At 69.7% G+C, this 25061-nt stretch carries 30 protein-coding genes; 13 read left to right on the top strand and 17 right to left on the bottom strand.

All coding sequences use genetic code 11. From position 1 onward, the window contains the following. Window positions 1–607 precede the first annotated feature (607 nt). From JQX13_RS09900 to JQX13_RS09885, 4 genes are all read right to left on the bottom strand, one after another. Window positions 608–757, bottom strand: a complete 150-nt coding sequence (locus JQX13_RS09900) for a hypothetical protein (RefSeq protein WP_203408790.1) — start codon at window positions 755–757, stop codon at window positions 608–610. 69 nt (window positions 758–826) lie between these two features. Next, window positions 827–2389 (bottom strand): TIM44-like domain-containing protein, encoded by a 1563-nt coding sequence (locus tag JQX13_RS09895; protein ID WP_203408789.1) that lies wholly within the window; start codon window positions 2387–2389, stop codon window positions 827–829. Window positions 2390–2394: 5 nt separating this feature from the next. Continuing rightward, complete coding sequence (locus tag JQX13_RS09890) at window positions 2395–3018, bottom strand: hypothetical protein (protein WP_203408788.1); 624 nt, start codon at window positions 3016–3018, stop codon at window positions 2395–2397. Continuing rightward, a complete protein-coding gene (locus JQX13_RS09885; RefSeq protein WP_203408787.1) occupies window positions 3015–4229 on the bottom strand; it encodes a tetratricopeptide repeat protein in 1215 nt (404 codons plus the stop codon). The genes JQX13_RS09890 and JQX13_RS09885 overlap by 4 nt, the downstream gene beginning before the upstream one ends. Window positions 4230–4326: 97 nt before the next feature. On the opposite strand from JQX13_RS09885, the gene JQX13_RS09880 reads away from it, so the two are divergent. After that, entirely contained in the window at window positions 4327–5133 is an 807-nt protein-coding gene (locus JQX13_RS09880) for a GNAT family N-acetyltransferase (RefSeq protein WP_203408786.1), read from the top strand. A gap of 12 nt (window positions 5134–5145) precedes the next feature. Here JQX13_RS09880 and JQX13_RS09875 read toward each other — a convergent pair whose 3' ends face one another. The 7 genes from JQX13_RS09875 to JQX13_RS09845 form a co-directional block, all read right to left on the bottom strand. Then, window positions 5146–6252 (bottom strand): hypothetical protein, encoded by a 1107-nt coding sequence (locus JQX13_RS09875; RefSeq protein WP_203408785.1) that lies wholly within the window; start codon window positions 6250–6252, stop codon window positions 5146–5148. 90 nt (window positions 6253–6342) lie between these two features. Beyond that, on the bottom strand, window positions 6343–6882 hold the full coding sequence (locus JQX13_RS09870; protein ID WP_203408784.1) for a hypothetical protein: 540 nt from the start codon (window positions 6880–6882) through the stop codon (window positions 6343–6345). Beyond that, window positions 6879–7391 carry a hypothetical protein gene (locus JQX13_RS09865; protein ID WP_203408783.1) on the bottom strand — a complete coding sequence of 171 codons (513 nt, stop codon included), beginning with the start codon at window positions 7389–7391 and terminating at the stop codon, window positions 6879–6881. The genes JQX13_RS09870 and JQX13_RS09865 overlap by 4 nt, the downstream gene beginning before the upstream one ends. 156 nt (window positions 7392–7547) lie before the next feature. Next, window positions 7548–8279, bottom strand: a complete 732-nt coding sequence (locus tag JQX13_RS09860) for a hypothetical protein (protein WP_203408782.1) — start codon at window positions 8277–8279, stop codon at window positions 7548–7550. Window positions 8280–8398: 119 nt separating this feature from the next. Then, window positions 8399–8881: an SRPBCC family protein gene (locus JQX13_RS09855; protein ID WP_203408781.1), complete on the bottom strand. Its 483-nt coding sequence runs from the start codon at window positions 8879–8881 to the stop codon at window positions 8399–8401. An 83-nt stretch (window positions 8882–8964) separates the two neighbouring features. Then, a complete protein-coding gene (locus tag JQX13_RS09850; RefSeq protein WP_203408780.1) occupies window positions 8965–10203 on the bottom strand; it encodes a hybrid sensor histidine kinase/response regulator in 1239 nt (412 codons plus the stop codon). Window positions 10204–10345: 142 nt separating this feature from the next. Further along, window positions 10346–12778, bottom strand: a complete 2433-nt coding sequence (locus tag JQX13_RS09845; RefSeq protein WP_203408779.1) for an ATP-binding protein — start codon at window positions 12776–12778, stop codon at window positions 10346–10348. A gap of 142 nt (window positions 12779–12920) precedes the next feature. Between JQX13_RS09845 and JQX13_RS09840 the strand changes: the two genes are divergently transcribed. Both JQX13_RS09840 and JQX13_RS09835 read left to right on the top strand, forming a co-directional pair. Then, window positions 12921–13703 (top strand): FKBP-type peptidyl-prolyl cis-trans isomerase, encoded by a 783-nt coding sequence (locus JQX13_RS09840; RefSeq protein WP_203408778.1) that lies wholly within the window; start codon window positions 12921–12923, stop codon window positions 13701–13703. A 192-nt stretch (window positions 13704–13895) separates the two neighbouring features. After that, window positions 13896–14747 carry a dienelactone hydrolase family protein gene (locus tag JQX13_RS09835; protein WP_203408777.1) on the top strand — a complete coding sequence of 284 codons (852 nt, stop codon included), beginning with the start codon at window positions 13896–13898 and terminating at the stop codon, window positions 14745–14747. Window positions 14748–14784: 37 nt separating this feature from the next. Here JQX13_RS09835 and JQX13_RS09830 read toward each other — a convergent pair whose 3' ends face one another. Then, on the bottom strand, window positions 14785–15360 hold the full coding sequence (locus JQX13_RS09830) for a CAP domain-containing protein (RefSeq protein ID WP_239014656.1): 576 nt from the start codon (window positions 15358–15360) through the stop codon (window positions 14785–14787). A 122-nt stretch (window positions 15361–15482) separates the two neighbouring features. Here JQX13_RS09830 and JQX13_RS09825 point away from each other — a divergent pair, with 122 nt between their 5' ends. The 8 genes from JQX13_RS09825 to JQX13_RS09790 all read left to right on the top strand — a co-directional run bounded on the left by JQX13_RS09825 (window position 15483) and on the right by JQX13_RS09790 (window position 20719). Next, window positions 15483–15821: a hypothetical protein gene (locus tag JQX13_RS09825; protein ID WP_203408776.1), complete on the top strand. Its 339-nt coding sequence runs from the start codon at window positions 15483–15485 to the stop codon at window positions 15819–15821. 360 nt (window positions 15822–16181) lie between these two features. Continuing rightward, the gene (locus JQX13_RS09820) at window positions 16182–16421 is read left to right on the top strand and encodes a hypothetical protein (RefSeq protein WP_203408775.1); all 240 of its coding nucleotides are present in this window, start codon (window positions 16182–16184) and stop codon (window positions 16419–16421) included. A 9-nt stretch (window positions 16422–16430) separates the two neighbouring features. Beyond that, complete coding sequence (locus JQX13_RS09815; RefSeq protein ID WP_203408774.1) at window positions 16431–16625, top strand: type VI immunity family protein; 195 nt, start codon at window positions 16431–16433, stop codon at window positions 16623–16625. A 21-nt stretch (window positions 16626–16646) separates the two neighbouring features. Further along, window positions 16647–17474 (top strand): CheR family methyltransferase, encoded by an 828-nt coding sequence (locus JQX13_RS09810; RefSeq protein ID WP_203408773.1) that lies wholly within the window; start codon window positions 16647–16649, stop codon window positions 17472–17474. A 99-nt stretch (window positions 17475–17573) separates the two neighbouring features. Next, a complete protein-coding gene (locus tag JQX13_RS09805) occupies window positions 17574–18470 on the top strand; it encodes a hypothetical protein (protein ID WP_203408772.1) in 897 nt (298 codons plus the stop codon). After that, window positions 18470–18856 (top strand): hypothetical protein, encoded by a 387-nt coding sequence (locus JQX13_RS09800; RefSeq protein WP_239014655.1) that lies wholly within the window; start codon window positions 18470–18472, stop codon window positions 18854–18856. The genes JQX13_RS09805 and JQX13_RS09800 overlap by 1 nt, the downstream gene beginning before the upstream one ends. A 5-nt stretch (window positions 18857–18861) precedes the next feature. Next, a complete protein-coding gene (locus tag JQX13_RS09795) occupies window positions 18862–19458 on the top strand; it encodes a hypothetical protein (protein WP_239015568.1) in 597 nt (198 codons plus the stop codon). A 115-nt stretch (window positions 19459–19573) separates the two neighbouring features. Continuing rightward, window positions 19574–20719: a S1 family peptidase gene (locus JQX13_RS09790; protein ID WP_239014654.1), complete on the top strand. Its 1146-nt coding sequence runs from the start codon at window positions 19574–19576 to the stop codon at window positions 20717–20719. Here the strand turns inward: JQX13_RS09790 and JQX13_RS09785 are convergent. The 5 genes from JQX13_RS09785 to JQX13_RS09765 form a co-directional block, all read right to left on the bottom strand. Further along, window positions 20670–21173: a hypothetical protein gene (locus JQX13_RS09785; protein ID WP_203408770.1), complete on the bottom strand. Its 504-nt coding sequence runs from the start codon at window positions 21171–21173 to the stop codon at window positions 20670–20672. The two genes, JQX13_RS09790 and JQX13_RS09785, sit on opposite strands and share 50 nt — an antisense overlap. Before the next feature lie 93 nt (window positions 21174–21266). Beyond that, window positions 21267–21545, bottom strand: a complete 279-nt coding sequence (locus JQX13_RS09780; protein WP_203408769.1) for a hypothetical protein — start codon at window positions 21543–21545, stop codon at window positions 21267–21269. An 89-nt stretch (window positions 21546–21634) separates the two neighbouring features. Beyond that, complete coding sequence (locus JQX13_RS09775) at window positions 21635–22303, bottom strand: hypothetical protein (RefSeq protein WP_203408768.1); 669 nt, start codon at window positions 22301–22303, stop codon at window positions 21635–21637. A 53-nt stretch (window positions 22304–22356) separates the two neighbouring features. Continuing rightward, entirely contained in the window at window positions 22357–22623 is a 267-nt protein-coding gene (locus JQX13_RS09770) for a hypothetical protein (protein WP_239014653.1), read from the bottom strand. Window positions 22624–22733: 110 nt separating this feature from the next. Then, on the bottom strand, window positions 22734–23234 hold the full coding sequence (locus tag JQX13_RS09765) for a hypothetical protein (RefSeq protein ID WP_203408767.1): 501 nt from the start codon (window positions 23232–23234) through the stop codon (window positions 22734–22736). A gap of 178 nt (window positions 23235–23412) precedes the next feature. On the opposite strand from JQX13_RS09765, the gene JQX13_RS09760 reads away from it, so the two are divergent. Both JQX13_RS09760 and JQX13_RS09755 read left to right on the top strand, forming a co-directional pair. After that, window positions 23413–23877 (top strand): DUF2267 domain-containing protein, encoded by a 465-nt coding sequence (locus tag JQX13_RS09760; RefSeq protein ID WP_203408766.1) that lies wholly within the window; start codon window positions 23413–23415, stop codon window positions 23875–23877. Between the two features lie 132 nt (window positions 23878–24009). Then, window positions 24010–25047, top strand: a complete 1038-nt coding sequence (locus tag JQX13_RS09755) for a phosphatase PAP2 family protein (protein ID WP_203408765.1) — start codon at window positions 24010–24012, stop codon at window positions 25045–25047. Window positions 25048–25061 lie beyond the last annotated feature (14 nt).

Raw genomic sequence — 25061 nt, 5'->3', positions numbered from 1 at the left:
GTGGTCTTCGCAGTGGTTCGGCGCTTGTGGCCGCGCCTTCCCGGTCCGCTGGTTGCGGCTCTCTCCGCGAGCTGTGTCTTGCTCCTCGGAGTGCTACTTTCAGCGATTCGTGTTGATTGAGGGTCATCCCTCAGCCTGACTCAAGACCGGAGTGGTGCCTCGATGAAGCTTGATGTGAATGGATATATTGTTGTTGAAGAGCCTCGGCAGGGTTTCCTCTATCGTGGGGTCGATAGGAATCCTTGGGAAGTGGTTACTGGCCATTTCTACGAAGGGCGGCTTCCGAAAGAGGAACGGAGCAGGTTTGAGCACATCAACCTTCGTGAGCCGCGCGGATTCTGGTTGCCAGTGAGTCGTGAGATTGGATCTGCCCATGAGTTGTTGGTCTATTCCATCGCCAACGGGTCTCCATGCGAGTTGATCGCGGTGTCTTCTCCGTATCTTTCTTCCCTGCGATTCCGAGCCGAGACTTCCGGTCGTGCTCTCCATTTTTTTGGGGACTGATGTGATTTCGGTCGGAGAGTGGTCTCTCTTGAAGATCTTGCAAGAGCATGTGTTGCAAGACCCGTCGCACCCGCTTCCCTTCGTCCTGAATGAGCACGGGTTGCTACGGGATGGGCGGGATGTTGGGACGGTAGAGTCCCTGTATCGAGAGTGGGCGGAGCTGGGGCGGGTTGAGCCCATCGCGGATGTTGCCAGCGGGCTTCCCGTTGAGCCCGTGGACGTATTTCTTCTGGAGTAGCCCGAGGACCTTCATTCCGAGCCAACCCGCGAACCTCTATACCCTCACCCCGACCCTCTCCCAGGGGGAGAGGGAGGAGGGGGCTCAGCCTTGATAGGACTCGTCCTGCTCGATTCGGCTGAGCACCCAGTCGAAGTCTCCGGATGTCACCTTCGCCGAGCAGTGCGTGCAGTTGCCCGCCATGTTGATGGTCAGGGCCGCTCCACATGAGGGGCAGCGTTTGTCGGCACTCGGTTTTCCTCTCGTGCGCGTGCCCCGGATGAGCGTCCAGTACTCGCTGTAGCGGCGCTCGCGCCGCTGACTGCCACTCAGGCACATCCCATCCGAGTCCCGCACCGTGTAGTCCATCCCCGTGGCGAACAGGCGCACCGTCAGCGCCACGTAGTACCGGTCCACTGTCACCCGCGCCAACTCTACCCGGGTGATGCGCGCGTTCTCCGTCACGTTGCGCAGCCCCGCTCGCTTGTAGGTCTCCATCCAGTAGAGCTGCATCTGGAAGAGGCTGTCGCTCACATACGGGCGCGCCCGCTCCCACTCGCGGTTGGACCACGCCACCTGCAGCTCCCGGAAGATGAGCCCGAGGCGCTGCTCGAGTGCCTCCCACGTCAGCGCCGGGTCCGCCGTGAGCAGCCTGCCCAGGCGCTCGTCCGCCCGGGGTTGCTTCACCGTGGGCAGATCCGTTCCCTCCTCGGGCGTGTCCCCGGTGAGTTGTGGACCGCGCTCCTTCCGCTCCACCACCGACACGCCGTCCACCACCCAGTCGAACTCGCCCGTGTTCACCGTCTTCTGGCAGTAGGCGCAGGTGTTGCCCTGCATCCCCTCCAGCGGCGCGCCGCAGTTGGGGCACTTGAAGACCCGGGCGTTCTGGGGTGAGCGTGACTTCGCCTTCGTGGAGCGCGTGAGCGTCCACTCCTCCGCTACGTAGTAGCTCCGTGCGGCGCCGGAGGCGGACTCCTCGGTGTAGTTGGACTCGAAGCGCACGCGGACGCTGATGCGCTGGCTGGTGGCCGAGAGCGGGCTCGTCGAGAGGTACTGCATGGCGCCCACCACCACCCCGTGCACCCGCTCCGGTTCGCCGAGGACTCGCAGTGTCTGCCGTGCCCGCGTGGAGAGGTATGCGGCCATCGTGTCCAGCCGGCCGCCGCCGCGCGCCTCGTGCACCCGCGCGTACAGCGCGTAGAGGAAGTCCTCGAAGAGGATCTGCGAGAAGTCCGGATCGAACGGGATGGGTCTTCCGTCCGGTCCCGCAGGCCCCTCCGTCCTCAGCCGGTTCAGCCGCTCCCTCGCCTGCTCCTTGCGCTCCGAGGACAGCTTCTGGGTCGTGCTCCAGTCGGGCGGCTTCGGGGCGTTGCGGTTGTCGACGTAGTTCTTGACGGTGACCACGGCGACGACGAGTCCGAAGAACAGGCAGATGTACCCGCCGGGGTCGCTCGAGCCCGAGGAGGAGCTTCCGGAGTAGCTACTCGAGGAGCTGTAGCTTCGCGAGGAGCTGCTGGAACTGGAATAGCCCCGGCTGCTGCTGCTGGAGGAGCTCGAGCCGCGGTAGGTGTTGCCGCCTCCCGGGCGCGCCTGGCTCTCTCGCGAGACGAGGACCAGCGCCAGCAGGAGCGGCGCGGCGAAGAGGATCCATCGGCCAATGCGATTCATGGGTCTCACGCGGCGTGGGGAGCGTCGGGAAGCTCGTTGATGTCATCGTCGGCGCGTGGCAGCGCCCGCTCCAGAGGAGGAGCCAACAGGCGCAGCGCCTCGAAGAAGGGCTCGGGGGACTCGGAGGTGGCCACGGCGGCCGACAGCTTCGCCACGGCCTGCTCCCATTCCGGGCCCAGCGCGGCGGTGTCCACGCCGATGTCCGTCACCACCTCCACGCGCCGCTCGAAGGTGGAGACCAGCACGAGCACTCCGGTGCGCCCCGAGGTGCGCGACACCCCGAGCTCCACGAAGCTCGCGCGTGCCGCCGTCCTCACGTTCTCCTCCAGCAGCGCGCGCGAGGTGAGCCGCCGGCGCGGGCCCGGCAGCCGCTCGCTGACATAGACCCCCAGCGCGAAGGTGAGCGCCACGCCCACGGGGAACGTCTCCAGCGGGAACTCGGGCGGCAGGTAGAGCATGGCCAGCAGCGTCACGAGCGACAGTCCGAAGCCCACGAGGTAGTCCGTGTGCCGGTAGTGGCCGGAGGTCTGGCGGACGGCCACCACCACCTCGGCGGCGGTGCGGGCCTCGATGGCCTTCACTTCCTGGGCGGCCCTCGTCCGGGTCGCGTCTTCGAAGAATGTTTTCATGGCTTGCCGGGCTTCGTGGAGGACATGGGCTTGAGCTCGCCCCTCAGGACGGAGAGCACCATCTCCCGAGTTTCGTCATAGGAGGGCTCTCCCTGGAAGAAGCCATACGTGTCGTGCGCGTTGTCAGGGTGGTAGCCGTCGAGGTGGAACAGGCGCGGACCGTTGGGGTCCTTCTCGCGCGCGAACGTGTTGGCGAAGGAATAGGAGCCCAGGGAGATGACGAGCGAGGGCCTCTCCTGGTCCGGTGTGTACACCTGGAACTCGTAGCGGCGGGCCCAGTCGCCCTCCAGCTCGAAGTTCTCCACCACCATGACGTTGCGGCCCGCTTCGCTGAACTGCTCGCGGATGAAGTACTCCTTGTCCACCTTGCCCGCCTGGCGCAGCAGCAGCAAGGCCTCGCGCTCGGCGTCCCGCTGTTCCTTGTGTCCGAGCGCCTGGTGCAGCTGCACCAGCTTGGCCCGCGTCCTCCAGTCCTGGGGCTCCAGCTCGGCCGCCTTCTGGAAGCGCTCCAGCGCCGCGGCGTGATTCCCCTTCAGCTGCTGGATCTGCCCGGCGTTGTAGTGCGCCATCGCGAAGGCCGGCTCGACCTCGCGTGCCTTCTCGTAGGCATCCAGTGCCTCGAGATGCCTGCCCTGTTCCATGTGCAGCAGGCCGATCAGGAAGAGCGCCTGGGCGTTGTTCGGCTCCAGCGCGAGCGTCTTGTCGATGGCCCCGCGCGCCTCCGCCGGTTTGTCGAGCTGGATGTACAGCGTGCCCAACAGCTGCCAGTACCGGCCCTGCCGGGAGTCCAGCTCGGTGGCGCGGCGGGCGCTGGCGAGGGCGGCCTCCACCGCGTCCCCGCTTCCGAGGACGAAGGCCTTGATGAAGTGGGGCTCGGCCTGGTCCGGCTTGAGCGCGAGGCTCCGCTCGGCCTCCGCGAGCGCCTTCTCCTCCTGGTTCAGGAGGAAGGCCGTGCGTGCCAGCAGGGCATGCAGCCGGGCCTCCCGGGGGCTCTTCTCGAGCTGCGTTTCCAGCTCGTGCGCGAGGGTCTCCAGCTCGGAGAGCGCGGCCTCGCGCCCGGACCCGCGCAGGCCGAGGCGGGCCCGCTCCAGACGGTCCTCGTAGGCGTCCGAGGCACTCGCGCTTGTCGGCGCATGGGCGCGGCCCGCGGTGCAGCCGGCGCCGGCGAGGAGGACGAGGAGCAGTCCTCCCGGGAGTTGGAGTCTTGGCATCCGCGAAGCATGAGATGTCGGACGTACACCTCGCAAGCGCGCTCGACCGGCCGCTTGCTTGAGAGCAGACTCTGGACAGGAGGCCTGCATGACAGCCGTGTCTCTTCCTTGGGTGGAACCGCGCGTGCTCGCCCGGCGCATCGAGAATGCCCAGGCGGAGCAGATCGACCGGACGCCATTCCCCGCGCGCCAGGGGGTCCCCTCGCTGCGTGTCGCGGGCGGGCGGGCCATCTTCCTCGGTGTGCGCTCGCCCTACTCGGCGGCAATTGGCGTGGGGCTCGAGGGGAGGGTGGGCACGGCGGACCTCGAGCGCATCGAGGAGCTGTTGAGCCAGGGCGGAGGTGCCGTGCGCATCGAGCTGAACCCGTTCTGCGAGCCCTCGCTCTCCGCGAAGCTGGGCGCGAGGGGCTACCGGGTGGAGCGCTTCCTCCAGGTGTGGTGGCGCGCGCCGTCGCCCGTGCCGCCGGCGCCTCCAGGCGTGGAGGTGCGGCCCATTCGTCCGGGGGAGGAGCGGCGCTGGGCGGAGCTCTTCTTCCGCGCCTACCTGGGACGGCCCGCCGGGTCCGAGCAGGAGCTGGCCGGGGGGTTGGGCCTGGTGGACACCGTGGGGAACACCTGCTTCTTCGCGCTCCAGGACGGCGAGGCCCGGGGCGTGGGCGTGGTGTCCGCGACGGAGGGAGTGGCCCTGCTCTCGGCGGATGGTGTCGCGCCGCCGTTCCGGGGCAGGGGCATCCAGCTCGCGCTCATCCGCGCGCGCATGGCCTGGGCGGCCGAGCGGGGCTGTGACGTGGTGACGGCCTCGACGGAGCCCCTGACGGCCTCGCAGCGCAGCTATGAGAAGGCGGGCTTCCGCTGCGCGTACCCGAAGGTCGTGATGATGCGGCCACCCCTCTCGTCGTATTGAGCGGGGAGTATTTCAGGCCAGGGCCATCTCGAAGCCGGTGCGTCCCGCGGGGAAGTGCTCGCGCGCCGAGCTCGCTGGCGTCACCGCGTAGAGGTGGAAGTCCAGCCTCCGCTGGAAGAAGCCTTCCAGTGCCGGGGTGAGTGGATCTCCCTCGTCCAGGTACAGCGAGAAGAAGTGGTACCCCTTGCCGTGGTGGTCCGCGTAAACCTGCTCCACCAGCGCGCGCAGGATGGTCGGGTCCTCTCCCGCGATACTCGTGTTGCACAGGTAGAAGTAGCGGAAGTCGTTGCCCGGTTCCGGCAGCCTCGGCGCGCGCAGCACCGTGGCCATCGCGTCGTAGCCCCACTTCACCCACCTCATCGAGCCCCGGTACGCCAGCACCCGGTACCGCTTCACCGCGTCTGGAGCCCACACCGAGGTGCACCCCACCAGCTTCCCGCCTCCGTCGAAGGCCAGGTAGCAGCCCTCCACGCTCAGGCCCGGCCAGCGCTCCAACCGGTGCTCCAGCTCTCCCGCGTCGTACCGGTAGCCGAAGGGGCGTGCCCGGTGGTCCGCGTCCAGCATCGCCGCCATGGCCGGTATGTCCCCCGGTGTGGCGCGACGCACCTGGATGCGGCCTGGGCGTGGTTTGCGCCGACGGGTGAAGTGCACCGACACCGCCGAGAAGCGTCGCAGCAGGGCGTAGTGGGGTTGGGCTTCGCGCTTCTTCTTGCGCTTCACCAGCGCCTGCAGCGCCGCCGCGTTGCTCGCCATCACCGAGGTGAGGAACACGTCCACGCCCAGCCGCTTCGCCGTCTCCTCCAGCACCGGCCCGTAGAAGCGCGCCAGTCCCCGGCTTCGTCTCGCCGAGAAGCGCGTGCGCAGGTCTCCCAGGTACCCCACCCGGCACGGCCGGCCCCCCAGCCAGCCCTCCCTCACGAGCACCGCTCCCATCCCGTCCAGCCCCTCTTCTGCTTCGTGCACCCAGAGCTCGGTGTCTCCTCGCTGCATGTCGTAGAGGCGGAAGAAGTCCGGTGAGCGCTGCGTCGCCAGCACCAGCTCGCCCTGCATCGGCACCGCTCCGAACAGCTCGAGCAGCCGGGGATTGTCTTCTCGCGTCGCTCTTCTCAGGTGGCTCATTCGCGCCTCGCACCCTACGCGAGGTGGGCTCACCTTGGGGTCACGGGGGGACTTACCCTCACCCCAGCCCTCTCCCAGGGGGAGAGGGGGTTACTGGCCTTCGTGTCTGGCGGCCTGACGTGCGTCGTTCACCACTCCCTGGATTCGCCCCGAGTCCGGGAAGAGTTTTTCCGCCAGCTCGCTCAGCTTCAGCGCCTTCTCCAGCGACTCCTTCGTCCGCTCGTGCACCCACGCGCGCAGCAGCCCCGCCCACGCGTCCTCCAGCGTCTCCAGCGCCCTCGCCGCTCCCTCCTCGTACAGCTTCCTCGCCTGCTCCGGCGCGTCGTGGATCGTGTCCAGGTAGTACCCCAGCTCCACCACCGCCGGGCCGCTCCGCTCCGAGCCCATCACCGCCTGCTCCAGCAGTCGTCGCGCCTCCTCGAGGTTCTCCCTCGCGTCCCGCCCCGGCTCGTTCGCGAGCTGCAACTGTCTCGCGAGCTCCAGCAGGTTGGGCGTGAAGGTGGGGCAGCTCTCCGCCAACTCCCGGTGCAGTCTCAGCCGCTCCGGACTCCCCGGTGCTCCCGCGCGCCGGGCCTCGCGCAGGCGCTCGGTCAGCTCCTCCACACTCGGGGGCGAGGGCGCTTTCGTCATTTCACCTTCTCCATCAACCGGTCCTGCTGCTCGATGAGCTTCTCGGCCAGCTTCAATTGCGCCTGCGTCGCCAGCGTGAAGTCCCGGCGCTCCAGCTGCTGCTTGATTTGAAAAAGGGTGAAGTCGCGCAGCTGTGACGGGAAGTCCTGCACCCGTTGCAGCGTGGCCGGTATCTGTCCCAGCCGCGTGTTGAGCAGCGTGATGCGCTCCAGCATCCGCGTCGCCTGCTGCTGCGTGAGGAGCCCCGCCGCCGTCGACTCGGCGATCAGCAGCTGCGCCTCCGCGAACTGCCCCTGCGCGATGAGCGACCAGATGCGCAGCGAAACCGTGCCTCCCTTGGTGCGTGTGCCCTCCTCGGACTCGTCCGCTCCGCACGCCCCTTCGTCGCCCCGGGCACACGCCACCCCCAGTCCTTCCCCGGGCTCCTCCCGCCGCACCGCCTCTCCGTGGCCACACCCGGCGGCGCACATCAGCGCCCATCCGCCGATCAGGACCTTCCAGGTATGCACGGTCCACCCCCATTGAGGCCAAATACGATTAAACCGGATTTGACCATGGGTGAGGGTCAGGTGTCAAGTTGTAACCCAACACGTTGGGAGACGCCAGAGGTGATTTCCAGCTACCTGTCCTCGGCGGTCACCCCGCCGTCACCTCAAACCGTCACCTCAGAAGGCATAGCCGAGGGAGAAGGAGAGCACCGGCAGGTGCACGTACCGCTCGAAGGTCCGGTCCAGGTAGCCCTCGGCCAGACGCGTGAAGCCGGTGACGAGCACGGGCACCTCGGGCACGAACTGGGGCTCTATCCGGCTGTTGGAGTCCAGGGTGAAGGCCGCGCCCACGGCCGTGCGCGCCGTCCAGCCCGCGCCCAGTCCCCAGCGCCAGCCCAGCTCCACGTCCAGCATGTGCAGCACGGAGCGCACGCGGTACACGCGATCCAACACGGACTCGCCCACCGGCGGCGAGATGCCCGTCAGCGTCACCAGCACCTCCTCCGCGTTCGTGTCTCCGCCGAGCGCCACCAGCCCGTAGCCCCCCTCCACGTAGAAGCCCGCCCTCGGGAAGGGCCGCCAGCCCACGTGCGTGCGCCACACCAGCGAGTTCTTCAGCGACTCCTCGATGAGGTCCGCCTCGTTGCGGCCGTAGGCGCCCAGCTCCACCGCCGCGTCATTCACCAGCCGCACGTACGCCTCGGGCAGGTAGCCCAGCGACGTCGACAGGCGCAGCCGCCACGGTGACTCGATTCCCAGCCGCCCACCCACCGACAGCGGGAAGTCCGTGTTCGCCTCCACGGTGATGTCCCAGCCGTGGCGCTCCCGCTCCTCCTCGGCCCGCGCCCGCGCTCCCGCCAGCAGCCCCGCGAGCAGCAGCAGCGCGCCTCCTCCCCTCCATGCCTTCATCGTCCCCCCCTCGCCGCGGCGCACCCGTGTGCGATCCCCGCTCGGGGGCAGGGTGGGCACGCGGTGGGGCCCGGGCCATGCGACTGGAGGCCACGGTCGCTGGCCCGGTGGGTCAGCGCTCAGGCGGGCGTGGAGGTCTGGCCTTCCACCCAGGCCTTCAGTCCTCCGCCGCCCATCAGCGTGCGCCAGCCCTCGCGCAGCCGTGGCACCGTGTGCTCGTCCACCCGGCCGAACACCGCGTCCTCCACCTTCACCACCGTCTTGTCGCCCTCGTCCTTCAGCGTCAGCCGCACCGTCGTCGTCGCGGGCCCTCCGAAGGCCGGCGTCAGGTGCCCCGCCAGCTCCAGCACCGCCGGTGGCTCCACCACCAGCACCGTGTACCAGAGCGCTCCCGCCTCGTTGCCCCAGTCCTCGTACACCCGGCCTCCCGGGCGCGCCTCGAGGACGAAGCCCTTCGGCTCCCGGCCCACGTAGAAGTCCCTGGGCCACCACTGGCCCGCCTCCTCCACCAGCGCCCGCCAGACCCGCTCCCGAGGCGCGCCCACCGTCACCTCCACCTCCACCCGCGCCACGCCCACGCTTCCACTTCCAATCTGCGTCATGTGTGCTCCCTGCCCGGGGTGGGCGGATGGCGCGGTGGGTGGAGCGTGAAGGCCGTCCCCTCCTCCGCGTTGGACGTCACGGCTCAGGAATCAAGGCGCCCTCCTCCGCCGGCCTCCCCGGGCGGAGAGCAGGGCAGCTCGACGACGAAGGTGGAGCCCAGCCCCGGAGCGCTCTCCACGAGGATGTGTCCACCCAGGGCCTTCACCACCTGATGGGTGATGAAGAGGCCCAGTCCCAGGCCGCCGTAGTGACGCTCCGACACACCGCGCTCGAACCGGCCGAAGATGCGCGTGCGCACGTCCTCGTCCATTCCGATGCCCCCGTCGCGCACCGTCAGCCGGGCCCACTCCCCACGCGCCTCCACGCGCACGTGCACGGGGCAGCCCGCGCCGAACTTGAGGGCGTTGGACAGCAGGTTGGCCACCACCTGCTCCAGCCGTAGCACGTCCCACTGGCCCTCGACGCGGTCGGCGGCCTCCACCGTCAGCGGGCACTCCGCGCGCATCGCCTGGCTCTCGAAGGCCGAGGCCACGTCGCGCACGACGGCCGCGAGGTCCACGTTCCGCTCGTAGCGCAGGACGAGCTGGCCGTTGGTGAGGCGCGTGGCGTCCAGCAGGCTGTCCACCAGCGTCGTCATCCGCCGCATCTGCCCGCGCACCGCCTCCACGTGCCGGCGCAGGCGCTCGCGGTTCGGCGGCTCCGCCTCCAGCTCCTGCCACATCATCTGCAGGCGCAGGGCGAGCGGGGTGAGGGGCGTCTTCAGCTCATGGCTGGCCACGGAGAGGAACTCGTCACGCAGGCGCACCGCCTCGCGCAGCTCCACCACGAGCCGCTCGCGCTCCGCCTCGGCCCGCAGACGCTTCTCCTCCAACGCCTCCCGCTCCCGCTCCCGCAGCCGAGCCTCATGGCGCCGCAGCGCCTCACGCTCACGGTGCAGCTCGACGAAGACGCGCACCTTGGCGCGCAGCGTCTCCGGCTCCACGGGCTTGCGCAGCCAGTCCACCGCCCCCGTCGCGTACGCGTGCGCCACGGAGGCCTCCTCGCGCGGCGCGCCCGTGAGGAAGATGAGCGGCACGTGCCGCTCCGACTCGTTCTCCCGGAGTATCCGCGCCGTCTCGAAGCCGCTGAGCCCCGGCATCCGCACGTCCATGAGCACGAGCGCGAACTCCTCGTCCTCGATGCGATGCAGTGCCTCCTCGCCCGAATGGGCCTTCACCAGGTGCAGTGCGAAGGGGTCCAGATGGCGTTCCAGCGCGGCGAGATCCGCCGGTTGGTCATCCACCAACAGAACGCTGGTGCGTTGCACGTCCCCTGGTTGCACGACTCCTCCCAGAACCCGGATATGCCGCCGTATCAGACGGGGCTCCAGACGGCGAGCGCGGATGTAACCCCATGTTGGGACACTGGTATGTTGGAAGACATGCCGCTCCGCCCGCCCGGAGCGCGGCCAGCCGGGCACGGGCTCAATGCAGGCCCGCGTCCGAGGAGGGCGCGGAGGGCAACCGCGCCTCGGGCCCGGCCAGCGGGAGCACGAGGTGGAAGGTGGAGCCCCGTCCCGGTGCGCTCTCCACGTCCACCGCTCCGCCCAGGGCCTCCACCAGCTGCCGCACGATGTACAGCCCCAGTCCAAAGCCACCGTATTTCCGTACTGTCACCGCCCGCTCGAACTTCCCGAAGATGCGCTCCACGTCCTGCTGCGCGATGCCGATGCCATGGTCCTTCACCTCGAGCAGCGCCATGGCCCCACTGGAGCGCACATGGACCTCCACCGGCGCTCCCGCCCCGTACTTCATCGCGTTGGACACCAGGTTCGTCACCACCTGCTCCAGCTTCGCCCGGTCCCACCGGCCCACCACCGGTTCCTCTCCCCGCAGCTCCAGGCGCGTCCCCATGCGCTGGGCCTCCTCCTGGAAGCGCTCCATCACCTCGCGCACCAGCTGCAGCAGGTCCACCTCGGTCAGCTCCAGCCGCAGCCGCCCCTCCGTCACCCGCGACACGTCCAGCAGCTCGTCCATCATCCGCGCCAGCTTCTGGACCTGGCGCTGCGCCTTCTCCAGCCGCTGCACCATCTCGGCGTCCTCCGGCCGTCCGCCCTCGCGTGCCCGCTTCAGCAGGGTGTGCAGCTGCAGGCCCAGGGAGGTGAGCGGTGTCTTCAGCTCGTGCGAGGCGATGGTGAGGAACTCGTCGCGCGCCCGCACCGCCCGCTCCGCCTCCACGCGCGCCTCCTCCGCCTCCGCGAGGAGCTGGGCCCGCCAGCGTGCCTCCTGCTCGCGTTGGGTGACGTCCACCGACAGCCCGAGCGTGCCCGTGGGGTGCCCCTCCACGTCCCTCAGGGGCACCCAGTGGGTCTCGTAGATGGGCCCGAAGGACAGCGCATCCACGGAGAAGAAGTCCTCCCCGGCGAGCGCCCGGCGCACGTGGGACAGCGTGGCCGACTCGGCCCGGTAGAGCTCGAACGCGGACATGCCCACCACCTGCCCGGGCTTCAGCCCCAGGGCCTCCAGTCCCCGGCCCTCGGAGAGGGTGAAGTATCCGTCGCGGTCCAGCGCGAAGAGCACCACGGGCGCGTGGGAGATGAGGGTATGCAGCCGCGCGTCCGCTTCCCGGGGCACGTTGGCCTCCATCGGCTTCCAGGCCGACAGGTCCAACGCGAACGTCACCACGTGCTCGTCGCCCAGGCTCGCCGAGCCCAGCAGCACCGGCACCCTGTTGTCGTTCTTGCGCAGCAGCTCGCTCTCCACGGAGTGGAAGACGCCGTCGTGCCGCAGCCGCCGCAGCACGCCCTCGAGGCTGATGCGCTGGCTCGGTGGGAGGAGCGTCGACCATGTGAGCAGCCCCTCCCGCACGTCCCGCCGCGAATAGCCCAGCATCCGCAGCAGGGTGGCGTTGGCGTCCAACAGCTGGCCCCGGGTGTCGCTGACGAACAGCCCCAGCAGGTCCGACTCCCACAGGTAGCGCACGGCCTTGTCGCGCGTGAGCTCCAGCGCCGTGTGGTTGAGCCGGTCCAGGAAGCGCCCGAAGCGGTGGCCCAGCGCGCTGGCGAGGGTCTCGTCCGCCTCGCGATCCTCCCGGGGGGCCCGGCTGAACAGCTCCAGCACCCCGTACATCCGGCCACCGCCGCCCGTCACCGGGAGGAAGAGCGCCCCGTGCAGGCCCTCCCGCGCCGCCACCTCCGCGCGCAGGAAGCGCGCCTCCCGCGTCACGTCGCGGCACCAGATGGGCTCCCGGCGCGTCCACGCCTGGCCGGGCAGTTCCTCGAGGGGCGCGAGGGTTCGCCGCATCGTGACATTCGTGAAATCGCCCAGGCCGGGTGATGCCGTCCACAGGGTGAGCGGCACCAGCACGTGGGGGTCGTGCTCCATCCGCCAGTACGTGCCCAGCGTCCAGCCCTCCAGCTCACCACAGACCCGGAGCACCGCGTAGGCCGCGTCCTCCTCGTCCGATGTCTGGGAGAACGTCTGGGTCAACGCGGCTTCCAGCACGTGCAGCCGGCGGCACAGCCGCAGGTGCCTCTCGAGCTCCACCTGGGTGTCCAGCGGGTGGAAGGAGAGGATGCTCAGCCCCTCCGCCTCTCCCCCGGGCCAGGGCGACAGCCGTACCTCCACCTCGCGGGTGCGCCCATCGCGCCGCAGGGCACTCACCCGGACGAGGGGGCGGGGGGGGGGCAGGTGTGGCTCCCAGCATGGACCCTGGGGAGGGGCGCTCGGGCCTTCCGAGCGCAACCCGGGCAGCCCCCCTGGAATCACCTGCGTCAGGGGACGGCCGAGCAGCTCCAGCCGCGACCAGCCCAGCAGCTCCTTCATCCCCGCGTTGGCGTGGAGGATGCGTGCCGAGCGATCCAAGGCCAACAATGGGTCCCCCAACGAGTCCAGGACGCGTCGCACGTCGATGTCCATGCCCCAAGTGCCTCCTGGTCCACCCCTCGCCCCGGTTCTCGGCAAAAGATAAGGACGCTCCGCTCCCCAGCCGGGCCGCCCCTTTGTATAAGGGCGCCGACACGGGCAGCGCTCGCTGCCTCGATTGGAAAGGACAGGTTACATGCGGAAGTTTCTGGTGGTGGCGTTGATGCTCGCCGTGGCGGGCTGTCAGCAGCAGGGCTCCTCTGGCGGCGGTGGCACCGGCGCCGGGGCCAACCCGCAGACGGATGATCAGAAGACGTTCTATGCGCTCGGGCTCACCCTGGGCCGGCAGATCCAGGTGTTCGACATGACGCCCGAGGAGCTGGAGTTCGTGAAGGCGGGTCTGTCCGCGCAGGTGACGGGCAAGGAGCCCGCGGTGGACATCCAGACGTACGGGCCGAAGCTGCAGGAGCTGGCGCGCACCCGCTCCACGGCCCGCGCCGAGAAGGAGAAGGTGAAGTCCAAGGAGTTCCTGGAGCAGGCCGCCAAGGAGGAGGGCGCGATTCGCACCGAGTCCGGCCTCATCTTCAAGTCGCTGCAGGAGGGCACCGGCGCGCAGCCTACGGCCACCGACATCGTGAAGGTGAACTACCGGGGCACGCTGCCGGACGGCAAGGAGTTCGACAGCTCGTACAAGCGCAACGAGCCGGCCCAGTTCCCGCTCAACGGCGTCATCCGCTGCTGGACCGAGGGTCTGCAGAAGATGAAGGTGGGCGGCAAGGCCAAGCTGGTGTGCCCGTCCGACCTGGCCTACGGCGACCGTGGCACGCCGGGCATCCCGGGCGGCTCGGCGCTCGTGTTCGAGGTGGAGCTGCTGGACGTGCAGAAGAACGAGCCGCCTCCGGGCATGCCGGGCGCTCCGCAGGGCCAGCCGGGCGGCGCTCCGCAGGGCCAGCAGGGACAGCCCGCGCAGAAGAAGTAATCGGACGCGCGCGAGTCCACCTCGGGCCATCGGGCTCCCACTCCTCGACGGGGCGGGCGCCGGATGGCCCGTCGTCTTTCTTGCACCCGGCGTCCCGCGCGGCTCTGGACCCTGGCGCGCGCGGTGGGAGCGCGCTAGTCCGGGCGTGCTCCGGGGCCCGAGTGCGAGAGAGGCCCGGAGGAGAGGATACGGATGAATCCGCGGATGAAGTGGGGAGTGATGGCTGCGGTGCTGCTCGCATTGGGCGGCTGCGCGACGAAGCAGGGGGCGGAGAAGGCGGGCTCGGAGGAGCGGCGCGAGGAGCTGGGCGGGCTGACGGAGAAGCAGTTCCAGGCGCTGCACGAGCTGAAGGCGGAGGCGGCGCCGCCGCGCAAGGGGCAGATGGTGGAGGTGGCGGGCGCGCGGGCCTACCTGAGCCTGCCGGAGAACGCGGAGGCGCCCATGCCGGGGGTGCTCGTCGTCCACGAGTGGTGGGGCCTCAACGAGCACATCATGCACTGGGCGGACCGGTTGGCGGCCGAGGGCTACGCGGCGCTGGCGGTGGACCTGTACGGCGGCAAGGTGGCCACCACGCCCGAGGAGGCGATGGCCACCATGAAGACGGTGGACGCGAAGCGCGCGGAGGAGATCCTCAAGGCGGCGCACGCCTTCCTGATGACGTCCAACCGGGTGCAGTCGACGCGCACGGGCGTCATCGGCTGGTGCTTCGGGGGCGGGTGGTCACTCCGGGCGGGGATGACCATCCCCGAGCTGAGCGCGGTGGTCATGTACTACGGGCGGCCGGTGACGGACGCGCAGGAGCTCAAGTCCATCAAGGCGCCGGTGCTGGGCGTCTTCGGGACGAAGGACGAGTCCATCCCCAACGACGTGGTGGAGGAGTTCGACGAGGCGCTGTCGGACGCGGGGGTGCCGCACAAGATCCTGAAGTACGACGCGCCACACGCCTTCGCGAACCCGTCGGCGCCGGGACGCTACGACGCCGAGGCCGCCGCCGCCTCGTGGGAGCAGGTGAGGGCGTTCCTCGCCGAGCACCTGAAGCAGTGAGCCCCGGTGGGGCGGGCCTCGCCTCGGGCCGCGTGGGTCAGTACGGCTTCTGCCCCACGTAGTTGCCCGGCGGCGCGTAGTTGCACACCCAGAGCCGCCAGGTGGGGAACTTCGCGCCGAAGGGCGAGTTCTTCGTGCAGGTGACGCTCGCGCAGCCCACCTGCGTCGTGTTGCGCCACACCACCTGCGTGTAGTGGCCGCACACCTTGCCCGGCGCGCACTTGTTCGTCGCGTATGAGTAGTCGGCGGACTCGGACACCCAGTCCTGGACCACCTGCGTGTTCGTCTTGGAGTCCGGGGGCGCCGCGGCCGCGAGGTTCTCCCCGTATTTGCCCCGGTTCTTGTTGTGCTCGAACCTGCACTGGGCCGCGTAGGCCCGCGCGACCTTGGCGGCGTCCTCCGACCAGGTGAGGGGTGGCAGCGCCGGCTTCGGCGTGGGCTTCGCCTTCGCCCGGGCCTGGTTGTGCGCGGCCACCATCTCGGCCGCGAGGGACGAGTTGGCGCCGGTGCTCGTGCCGCGCTTCGTCGCGGCCTCGCTGACGCCGTAGCCGGTGGCTCCCGCGGCCAGGCAGGTCAGCGACAGGGCGAGCAGGCGGTACTTGGGTCGATTCATGATGGGCTCCTGAGTGCTCCAACACTTCGGCGCGGGATTGATTCACGACGAGAAGTGCTCCCGGCGTGAGCTTGGGCTAGAACCCCGCGTGCAACGTACCCATTCGAGGGGGGACCCACATCATGAACCTCAAGGCACTCATTTCCAGCGCCGCGCTGCTGCTCACGCTTTCGCCCCTGCCGTTCGCCTCGGCGCAGTCCGACACGACCGTCTACGTGTTCGAGACCGTGGACAGCTTCGAGATGGAGAGTGCGAGCACGGCGAAGATCACCGGCATCCTTCAGGGGGAGGCCACGCCCAGGACGATCACCGCCTACGACCAGTACGGGAGCTACGATAACTATCAGCGCGCGCGCATCTGCGAGCGCTTCGCGCTGATATCCATGAGCAAACCCGGCCAGTACTACTTCGAGGTCAAGAGCGGCACCAGATCCCTGGGCTGCAAGCTCACGCGCCGCTAGGTCCGCGCTCGCCGACGTAAAGACCCGGAGGGCGGACGGGAGGGGCGTGCTCGAGGCAAGCCCCCTCGTCACTGATGCGGTGCTACCAGCGCTCAGGAGGCCTGCAGGTGCAGTTGGCTTCCGTGGTGCAAGACTCGCCACTCTCCGTCATGCAGTAGAGATTATTGCAGCAGGAGGCACCACCGTTGTCGCACCCCTCTCCTTCGATGGAGCAGGCGTCGCGCACGGCGTACCCGAGCCACTGGGGGAGGTGGTTGGAGACGGTGAGAACCGGGTTACTCCAGGAGCCATCCGGCTGCGCCTCCACCACCTGGATGGAGCCCTTGAAGCTGCGCTGGAGCGTCCCCTTGATGCCAATAGATGACGGTGGACGCGAAGGGGCGCGGCGTGACGTGGGCCATGCGGCTCGGGCTGGAGATGCACGAGGTGGCCATGACGTGTGCCGGGATGAAGCTGGGTGTGAACTTCGAGGAGCAGCCCAGATGGAGGCGGTACCCCGTGGGACACCGCTACGAGGGTAAGCTCCAAGGAGACATCTACAGGGAAGCATTCGGGCCCGAGGTCGAGCTGATTGGCCCTCGCGAAGGAGTCTTCTGGTGAGCGCGTGCCATGTTGGACGGGGAGCGGGCGGTGGTGACGCTGGGGGAGTGGCCGGAAGCAGGTGATACCGAGCAGGGCCGCACACCGCCCGCCTACCGCGAGCTGGCGCGCGTGCTGGAACCCTGGCTCTACGAGGGGCCCCTGTTCGACAAGGACTTCGGCCCGGAGGACAGGCGTCGCTGGGAACGCCGATTTCTCGACTGACTCCGTTCAGGGAGGTGCCACGTGACGGATGCCGAGTGTCTGGAGTTGCTGCGGTGGGCCGCGCCGCGCCTGGGCCTGCGTTACGAGGGCTTCCGCCGCGTGCGCGGGCAGGTGTGCAAGCGCGTGGGCCGGAGGATGAAGGCGCTCGGTGTGGCGGGATTGTCCGCGTACCTCGAGCGGCTGGAGGCGGACCCCGCCGAGCGGGCCGTGCTGGACGCCCTGTGCCGCGTCACCATCTCGCGCTTCTACCGGGACCAGGGCGTCTTCGATGCGCTCCGTGAGCCGCTCCTTCCCCGGGTGATGGAGGCCGCTCGCGCTCGCGGGGAGCGTGTCCTGCGCGTGTGGAGCGCGGGGTGTGCCTCGGGCGAGGAGCCCTATACCGTGGCCGTCCTCTTCCACCTGGGCCTGCGGCCGCGCTTCCCGGACTTCCGCCTGGAGCTGGTGGCCACCGACGCGGATGCCTCGCTCCTGGAGCGCGCCCGCCGTGGCTGCTACCGGCGCGCCACGTTGCGCGAGCTCCCCTCCGATTGGGTGGACGAGGCCTTCACGCCCCAGGAGGGCGAGCTGTGCCTGCGGCCCGAGTACCGCGAGGGCATCGGCTTCCGCTGTGAGGATCTGCGCCAGCGCATGCCCGAGGGCCCCTTCCACCTGGTGCTCTGCCGCAACGTGGCCTTCACCTACTTCGCGAGGTCCGTGCAGCACGAGGTGCTGATGCGGCTCCTGGAACGTCTGGCTCCCGGGGGACTGCTCGTCACGGGGGCCCACGAGTCCCTGCCGGAGAACGCTCAAGGACTGGTTCGCGCCGCAGGGGCGCTGCCCCTCTTCCACCGGGACGACGTGGGGCTTTGACGCACCCCGACTTGCTGGAAAACGACAGTTCCGCTAAATCTGGATTCCTCTCGTTCTATGCGCATTTGGGAAACGCCCGCGCAAGAGGGATACGAGCTTATGCGGAAAGTCTTGGGAGCGGTCACCGCGATGATGCTGTGGGGCTGCGGAGGGCAGGACAGCGGGTCCGCCGAGGCGGGACGAGCGGCGGACGGGCTGGAGCTGACGCAGGAGGCCGGTGTGGTGTCCGGCCGCTTCACGCAGGGGGGCTCGGAGGCGCGCTTCGCCTCGCGGGAGGTGGAGCAGGGCGTCTACCGCATCGAGGTGCGGCAGAACGGCATGACGCTGACGGGCCTGGTGGACGCGGTGAATGGCGTGTCGACGCTGGACGGCTTCGCGGAGGAGAGCGGGCAGGGCACGCAGATGCTGGACGGGGACCGTGAGCTCTTGTCCGGCCTGTACGCGGCGCTCAACTCGCAGCTGCCGGCGGGTGACGCGGCGGCGGCCGAGGCGAAGTACCTGCGGCGCGCGGTGAGCCTGTGGTCGCAGCATCCGACGACGGTGGAGCTGCAGCGCACGGTCATGGGCGAGCAGGGCCGTGGCTACACCATGCTGTGCAGCTACGCGAAGTGCAATGGCTCCTGGACGGGCAGCTGCGGTGGCTCCTACAACTGGTACTCGTACGCGAAGCACGACTGCCAGCATGGCGGCTTCGACTCGACCATCAACCAGCAGATCGCCCAGCTCGGCAACCACGGCACGTGCAGTGGCGACGAGTACTACCTGCGCAGTGGCTCGTGGGTGTGCGGCGAGCCGGACCACTGGAGCCGCCCGAAGGTGATGGGCAACTGTTTCGGCCGCTGCGGCGGCGGTTGCGGCGGTGACACCCAGTACACGCTGGACGCCACCAACCACGACGGCTGCGTGCGCAACGGCCACGCGCTGGCGAGCGCCTACTGCGACGACCAGTTCGCCTCCGCGAGCGACGACGAGATGTACGCTCCCAACTGCTACTGATGATGCGCTCGCTGACGGTGAGGGCGGTGCCGCGTGCCGCGTTGTGGCTGGGCCTGCTGGCCGCCCTCGCCTGCAATCCGGAGTCGAGAAAGACCGAGGCCGCGCGGGACACGGTGCAGCGCTTCTTCGAGGCGCTGCCCGGGGGGGACTGCGCGGTGCTCGGCGCCCTGCTGATCGGCAAGGCGGCCGACACCTGCCGCGCGACGGTGGACGAGATGAACGCGCACGGCTTCTCCCTGGTGGAGGTGCTGGACGTGAAGGTGGACGGGCGCGACCCGAACGCGGTGGTGGTGCGTGCGCGGGTGGCTCGGGATGGGCAGGTCCGCGAGCAACCGCTGCTCCTGCGTGTGGAGCGGCATCCGGACGGGTGGAAGCTGCGCCTGTGAGGAGCATGATGAACAACCGGTCCCGATTCGTTCCACCGCTCGCCGCGGGCCTGCTGTTGGGGGCGGCGTTGGCGCTGCGCATCTTCTGGCCCGGGCCGGAGGTGAGGCCCTCGGAGAAGGCGGGTCCGCGCGTGACGGCGTCTCCCGTGGCGTCCACGCCGACGCCGCCCGTCGTATCCCCTGTTGTCCCCGCGCCGACGAATCCCGAGCCGGTGAAGGCCGCGCCACGCATGGAGATCGCGGAGGGGCGGGGGACGGTGGTGCCCCTCGGACCCGGGGACGAGGTGCCGGAGCCCGAGGTGGCGAATCCGTTGCCGCAGCAGAACGATCCCATCGAGCCGGAGAAGCCGCAGACGGCGGCGTGGCGGCACGGGAAGCTGGTGCGCATCACGGAGCTGCTGGGGCGGGACATCGAGAGGCTGGAGCAGGAGCGGAAGGAAGCGGAGTCGAGAGGAGACGGGGCGGAGGCGAGGCGGTTGGAGGTGCAGCTGACGCGGCATCGGGAGCGACTGGGCAGGCTGCGAGAGGAGACGGCCGCGCTGGCGGAGACGGCCCAGCGAGAAGAACAGGGCGCGGTGAGCGCGAGCACTCAGGCGCGGTAATCGGATGAACCCGGGTCGCGAGCACCCTCTCCCTCCGGGAGAGGGCCGGGGTGAGGGTCTCGAGGGCCCTGGCGGAACCCAAGCGATTCTGTTCACGACACTGTGGACGCTCTGCGTGGCCTGCGCCCCCATCTCCGCCCCACCCGAGTTCCCCCCGAGTCCCACGCCGCGCACGGACGCGGTGGTCGGAGGCACGGCCGCACCGGGAGACACGGCGGTGGTGGCGCTTCTCCCCCGTCGAGCGCGGTGCGCACAAGACGCGGAGGCGCTGCTGTGCTCGGGGGCGCTGGTGGCGCCAGACGTGGTGCTGACGGCGGCGCACTGCCTGGAGATCTTCGGCGAGGAGGGCGACTACGAAATCTTCCTCGGCGAGCGGCTGCTGCCGGAGCCCGAGCCGGGAGGCCGCTTCGTCCGGGTGGCGCGCGCGGTGCGTCACCCGCGCTACGCCCGGACGACGCACGCCCATGACGCGGCGCTGCTGCGTCTGGCGAAGCCGGTGGACGTGTCACCGCTGCCACTGCCGGAGCCCGGCTGGGGAGCGCTGGAGCCAGGCCAGGCGGCGAGGGTGGTGGGCTTCGGAGAGACGAAGGAGGACGGAGCCCCCGCGGGCCAGCGGCGCCAGGGCGTGCTGGAAGTGACGGAGGTGGAGCCGGGCGCGTTCCACGCGGGGCCCGCTCCGGCGATGAGCTGCGTGGGAGACAGTGGCGGTCCCGTGCTGGCGCGCGGAGCGGACGGGCGCGAGGTGCTGGTGGGAATCACCGCGAGCGGCGACGTGGCCTGTCGGAAGGAGGCCCTCAACGTCCGCGTGGAGGCGCTGCTCGAGGACTTCATCCAGCCCTTCCTCGCCGAGCGCCCGGAGCCCCAGGGTCCGGTGCTCGCGCCCGAGTCCCTCTGCACCGCCGCGTGCACGCGCGACGCCGAGTGCCCCGCGGGACTCTCCTGTGTCTCCGTGACGGAGGACGGGCCGGGCCGCTGCCTGCAGTACGCACTGCAGGAGGGGAACTACGGCGCCGCCTGTTCCGAGGACGCGCAGTGCGCGGCGGGCGGCGTGTGCGCGCGCCTGGAGCCCGAGGGGGCGGAGGCGTGCCGCTGCTTCACACCCTGCGCCCCCCTTCCACTCGAGGAAGCGGAGGCGTCGAGTGGTTGCACGGGAGCGCCAGCGGCGTCACCCGTGGGGTGGGCCCTATGCGTGTGGGCGCTGTTTCGGAGCCTCAGCCGCCGTGGATGCGGAGGCGCTTGCGCGGCCCGCCGCGGTGGGTGATTTCCATCTCGCTCGGGGCCTTCTTGCGGCCCTGCACGGGTGAGCCGCGCTTGCTGCGCGTCTCCTGGCGCTGCTTCGCCTCGTTGCGCGGAACCTTGGGCCGCTCCTCGCGGCGGTAGGCGGCGGCGTTCTCGGTGGCCACCGTCTTGCGGCGGTGCCCCTGGCGGTAGGTGGCGGCGGCCTCGTCCGGAATCGTCTTGCGGCGTGAGGTGCTGCTGCCGGTCTCGGGCAGGGGCAGCTTGGCGCTCTGGGCCGTCTTGCCTTCGCCGGGTGGGCGGCGCCGGCTGACGGAGCGCTCGGTGGTGCGGGTGCGGCCGGCGATGCCGCGGCTCTTCTTGAGGGCGTGGGCGCTCTTGCCTGCGGGGACGTCACCGGTATCCGAGGCCATCACTGTCATCGTCGTGCCCTTGGCCTTGGCCCGCTTGGCGCGCAGCTGCTTGGTCTTCTCTGGCATGGGTCCTCCCCCATGTGAGGTAGGGATGGCCGGCCGGATTGACCAGGGGCCGGTCCATCTGTCGGGTTCGAATTGTCGGATGGGGCGGGAGGGTCAGACGGTATTGCCGCGCTTGGCCTTCCGTCGCGAGAGGGTCTTCTTGCCGGGCCGCACCTCGGTGGTGGCGGGCCCGTGCCCCACCGGCTCCGTCATGGCCGGGCCGGGCGTGGCCTTGCGCATCAGCTTCTGGCGACGCAGCGCCGCGGCCTGATCACGGGGCACGGTCTTGCGCCCATTGCTGAGTCCCGGGGCCTGACGGTTCGTCTGCGCCTCGTCGACATTCGCCATCCGCCGCTTGTTCTTGATACCTGCTTCCCGAGTCCTGACTGCCATGGATGATGGCCTCCTGAGTGGGAGGTAAGGACGCTCGGGCCGTTTTTCCATCCCCCGCCCAACCATTCCCTGGCCGGGCGCTCGCAGGCTCAGCGCCCCATCCTGGCCGCGGCCCTCGGACAGTCCGCCACGATGGCCCGGGCCCGGGCATCACCGTCTTCCGCCTCTCTCACCGCGCGCGACACCGAGGTCGTGCACTTGAAGGGCGAGGGCGGCGTCCTCGCGTGACAGCAGCGCCACCCATCCAGCTTCTTCAGGTACGAGAGGGCCTCGCGCCGGGTGGGCATCACCACGAACCACGCCGACGCGAACACCATCAGCAGCCAGAAGCCCTGCCAGCCCAGCGCGCGCTGCCATTTCTTCGTCAGGAGCGGCACCGCCTCCGGCTGCACCTTGAGCGAGCGGTCGCAGTACCGCCGTTGCAGCATGGGCGAGATGAGCAGATCCACCGGGACGAGGAAGGCCCGGATGAAGCCTCGCACGGGGCCCGGTGCGCCCCCGTCCGTCACCAGCCGCAGGCCCACCAGTCCCCGCCACAGCGTCCAGCCGCTCAGCCCGCCCGCCACGGACATGAGGAGCCACGTCACCACCCCGGCCACCACGAGCGCGCGCGGCGTGCGATCCACGTCCACCGCGCGCAGGGCACCCCAGCCCAGCAGCGCCGAGGTGGCCAGGTCCAGAATGTCCGCGAACCACAGCCGCCACAGGTAGCGTGTGTCAGCCGGTTCGAACTCCGAGGAGAACAGCGCGTCGCTCATTCACCCCCAGCATAGACCGTGAACCGCGCGTGTCCCCGATTTGTTGACCGCGTTCATCCACCGTTGCGCTTGATGTGCATCTGGCTGGGCGGCTTCTTGCGCCCGCGCACCGGGGCCTCCGTCCGGGGAATCTTCGGCAGGTGGGGCTCCGCCGCGGGCCCCAGCCGGGCCCGGGCCAGCAACCGTTCGCGCCGGAGCAGCGGAATCTCATCCCGGAAGGGGAGGGGCTTTCCCTTGCTGGTGTGCTGGCTGGGCTGAGCGGAGTGCGCGCTCGCCTGACGCAGGTTCTTGATACCCACGGTATCCGTCCGAACCGCCATGTGTCGTTCCTCCTTGGACAGACTTCAGAGGAGGAATGAGCGCGAGGGGCGGTGACGTCATCCCACGAGGAGCGGACGGAGGCTCCGAGCGGTTGCCCGGTGGGCGTGGCTCAGGAGTCGCGGCGCTTGCCGCCCGACAGCACTTCCGGAGGGAACAGCCAGCCCTCCTCGGAGAACTTGAGGGCCTCCTGGCGCCGGGTCTTCACGGGCTTCTCGTTGGCCGTCTCCACCCGGGTCGCCTTCACTTCCCGGCCCGAGGCGCTCGGCAGGGCCTTGAGCGGCGGCAGGTTCACCTTGCGGCAGTTGCGGCACCACGACTGCGGCCGGCGCTCGCCCCGGATGATGCGGGTGCCGAAGTCCTGCTGTGTCGGCCCCACGTGTCCACAGCGAGGGCAGCGCGACAGCGCCGTCTTGCCGATCTCCTTGGCGACCTGACGCCCGCGCTGCACCACCAGCGCCAGCGCCGTGGCGAACGCCGGCTTCTGCTCCACCTTCTTGCGGGAGCGCTTCTTTTGTCCGCTCTTGCCGAGAAGAGGCATCAGGTCCGCCCCGCCGAGAAGGTTCCCTTGTTCCAGGACTCGCAACGCGCCGTTGGTGGTCGAGTGGCTCACGACTCTACTCATATTGGAGGGGTCTGACATGCCCTGCTGATCCGCCCCGGCCGCCCGCTCGTTCCCCAGGCGGCCGGCCCGGAGCCGCCCCCCCGCGTCGCCCGTGTGATCGGCCATCCCCCTCATCCCGGGGCGTGCCCACCTTTCGACAAACGACACACCGCGCGAGGAGAGCGACATGGCCGACACTCCACCGGGAGCCCCGGGAGCCCCCCAGAGCCGTAGTGAGAAGCGCCACCAGTCCCACATCGGCTCCACCTACGCCGCCTTCATCAAACACCTGTCCGAGGTGGGAAAGCTCGATGCCGGCCTGGCCGAATGTGCCGCGGTGTCGGTCGTCAACGCACTGCTGCACCGCATCCAACCGGAGGAGGCGAAGGATCTCCAGGCGCAGCTGCCGCGCAAGCTGTTGGACTTCCTGCCCAAGGACGAGGCCCAGAAGCCCGGACGCACCCTGGGCAAGAGCCGGGACGACTTCCTGCGGGCGGTGGCGGAGGACCTGCGCAAGGACGTCTCCGAGGTGGAGCCCATCGTGCGCGCCGTCTTCCTGGGGCTGCGTGAGCACATCTCCGAGGGCGAGGCCCAGGACGTGGAGAGCAACCTCTCCCGCGACCTGCAGGACCTCTGGCGGCGCACGCAATAGGAGTGCGGACACCCCCCTCTTGATTCCCTCCGCGTCAAAGGCTTAGTTAGTTACTAATAGCTAACTAAGTGGTGGGGCGGAGTCATGGGACGTCCTCAGCAGGTCCTGGACGAGGAGAGTGTCGAGAGGGGAATGGCTCGGAGCCTGGAGCCCGGCAAGCGCGCCGAGGCCGCCGTGGCTCCCGTCGCGGCGGTGGGCGCGCGCCAACAGGGGGCGTCCCCACGCGCCGCCTTCTGGGATGCGCGGGACGTGTACCTGCGAGGCGTGGACGTCGTCATCCTGGTGTCGTGCGCGCTGGCGGCCCTGGCGCTGGTGGGGCCCGCCCGGTGGGCTCCCGGCTCCACACGGTCCGCCGTCTACTTCACCGTCTTCGCGCTCGGGCCGCTGGTGCTGCGCACCCTGGAGGCCACCTTCCCCAGGCGGCGGCTGGTGGCCTTCGTGGCGTCCTTCTGGTTGCTGCCGGTGCTGGGCCTCGGACACGAGATGCTCGCGCCCCTCGTGACGGCCGTCACCCCGGTGCTGCGAGATTCCCAGCTCGCCGCCCTCGAGTTGCGGATGGTCGGTGCGTACACCTCGGTGGTGCTCGGGCAGTGGGTGCCGCCCTGGCTCACCGAGCTCCTGATGCTCTGCTACTACGGCCACTTCCTCTGGCCGCTGGTGCTGGCCGCGGTGCTGTACTTCACCCGGCGCCGTGACGCCTTCGACGAGTACCTGTTGGCGCTCGGTCTGCTCTTCGCCTTCAACTACTTCTGCTACGCGCTGGTGCCGGCCATCGGCCCGCGCTACTTCCTCTTCAATGACTTCCCCGAGCCGCTGAAGGGGCTGTGGCTCACGCCCTTCCTGGACTCGGTGATGCGCACGCCGCCCTTCTCGAAGGACTGCTTCCCCTCGGGGCACACCGGCACCACGCTGGTGGTGCTCGTGTATGCCTTCCGCTTCGAGCGGCGCGTCTTCCGGGTGATGTTGCTGCCGGGGATCGGCCTCATCGTGGCCACCCTGGTGGGCCGCTTCCACTACGCGACGGACCTGGTGTGCGCGGTGCCGCTGGTGCTGGTGGTGCTGGGGCTCGCCCGGTGCTGGAGCCGGGCGGCGGCGCGGTACGAGGCCGGCGTGCGTCCGGTGCCCATGGGCTCCGCGTACGCTCCCGCCTCCTGGAGCGCACGCAGATGAAGCGCCCGGGTGCT

Source organism: Archangium violaceum (genome assembly GCF_016859125.1).
Taxonomy (GTDB): domain Bacteria; phylum Myxococcota; class Myxococcia; order Myxococcales; family Myxococcaceae; genus Archangium; species Archangium violaceum_A.
This window is presented reverse-complemented; position numbering and strand designations above follow the sequence as displayed.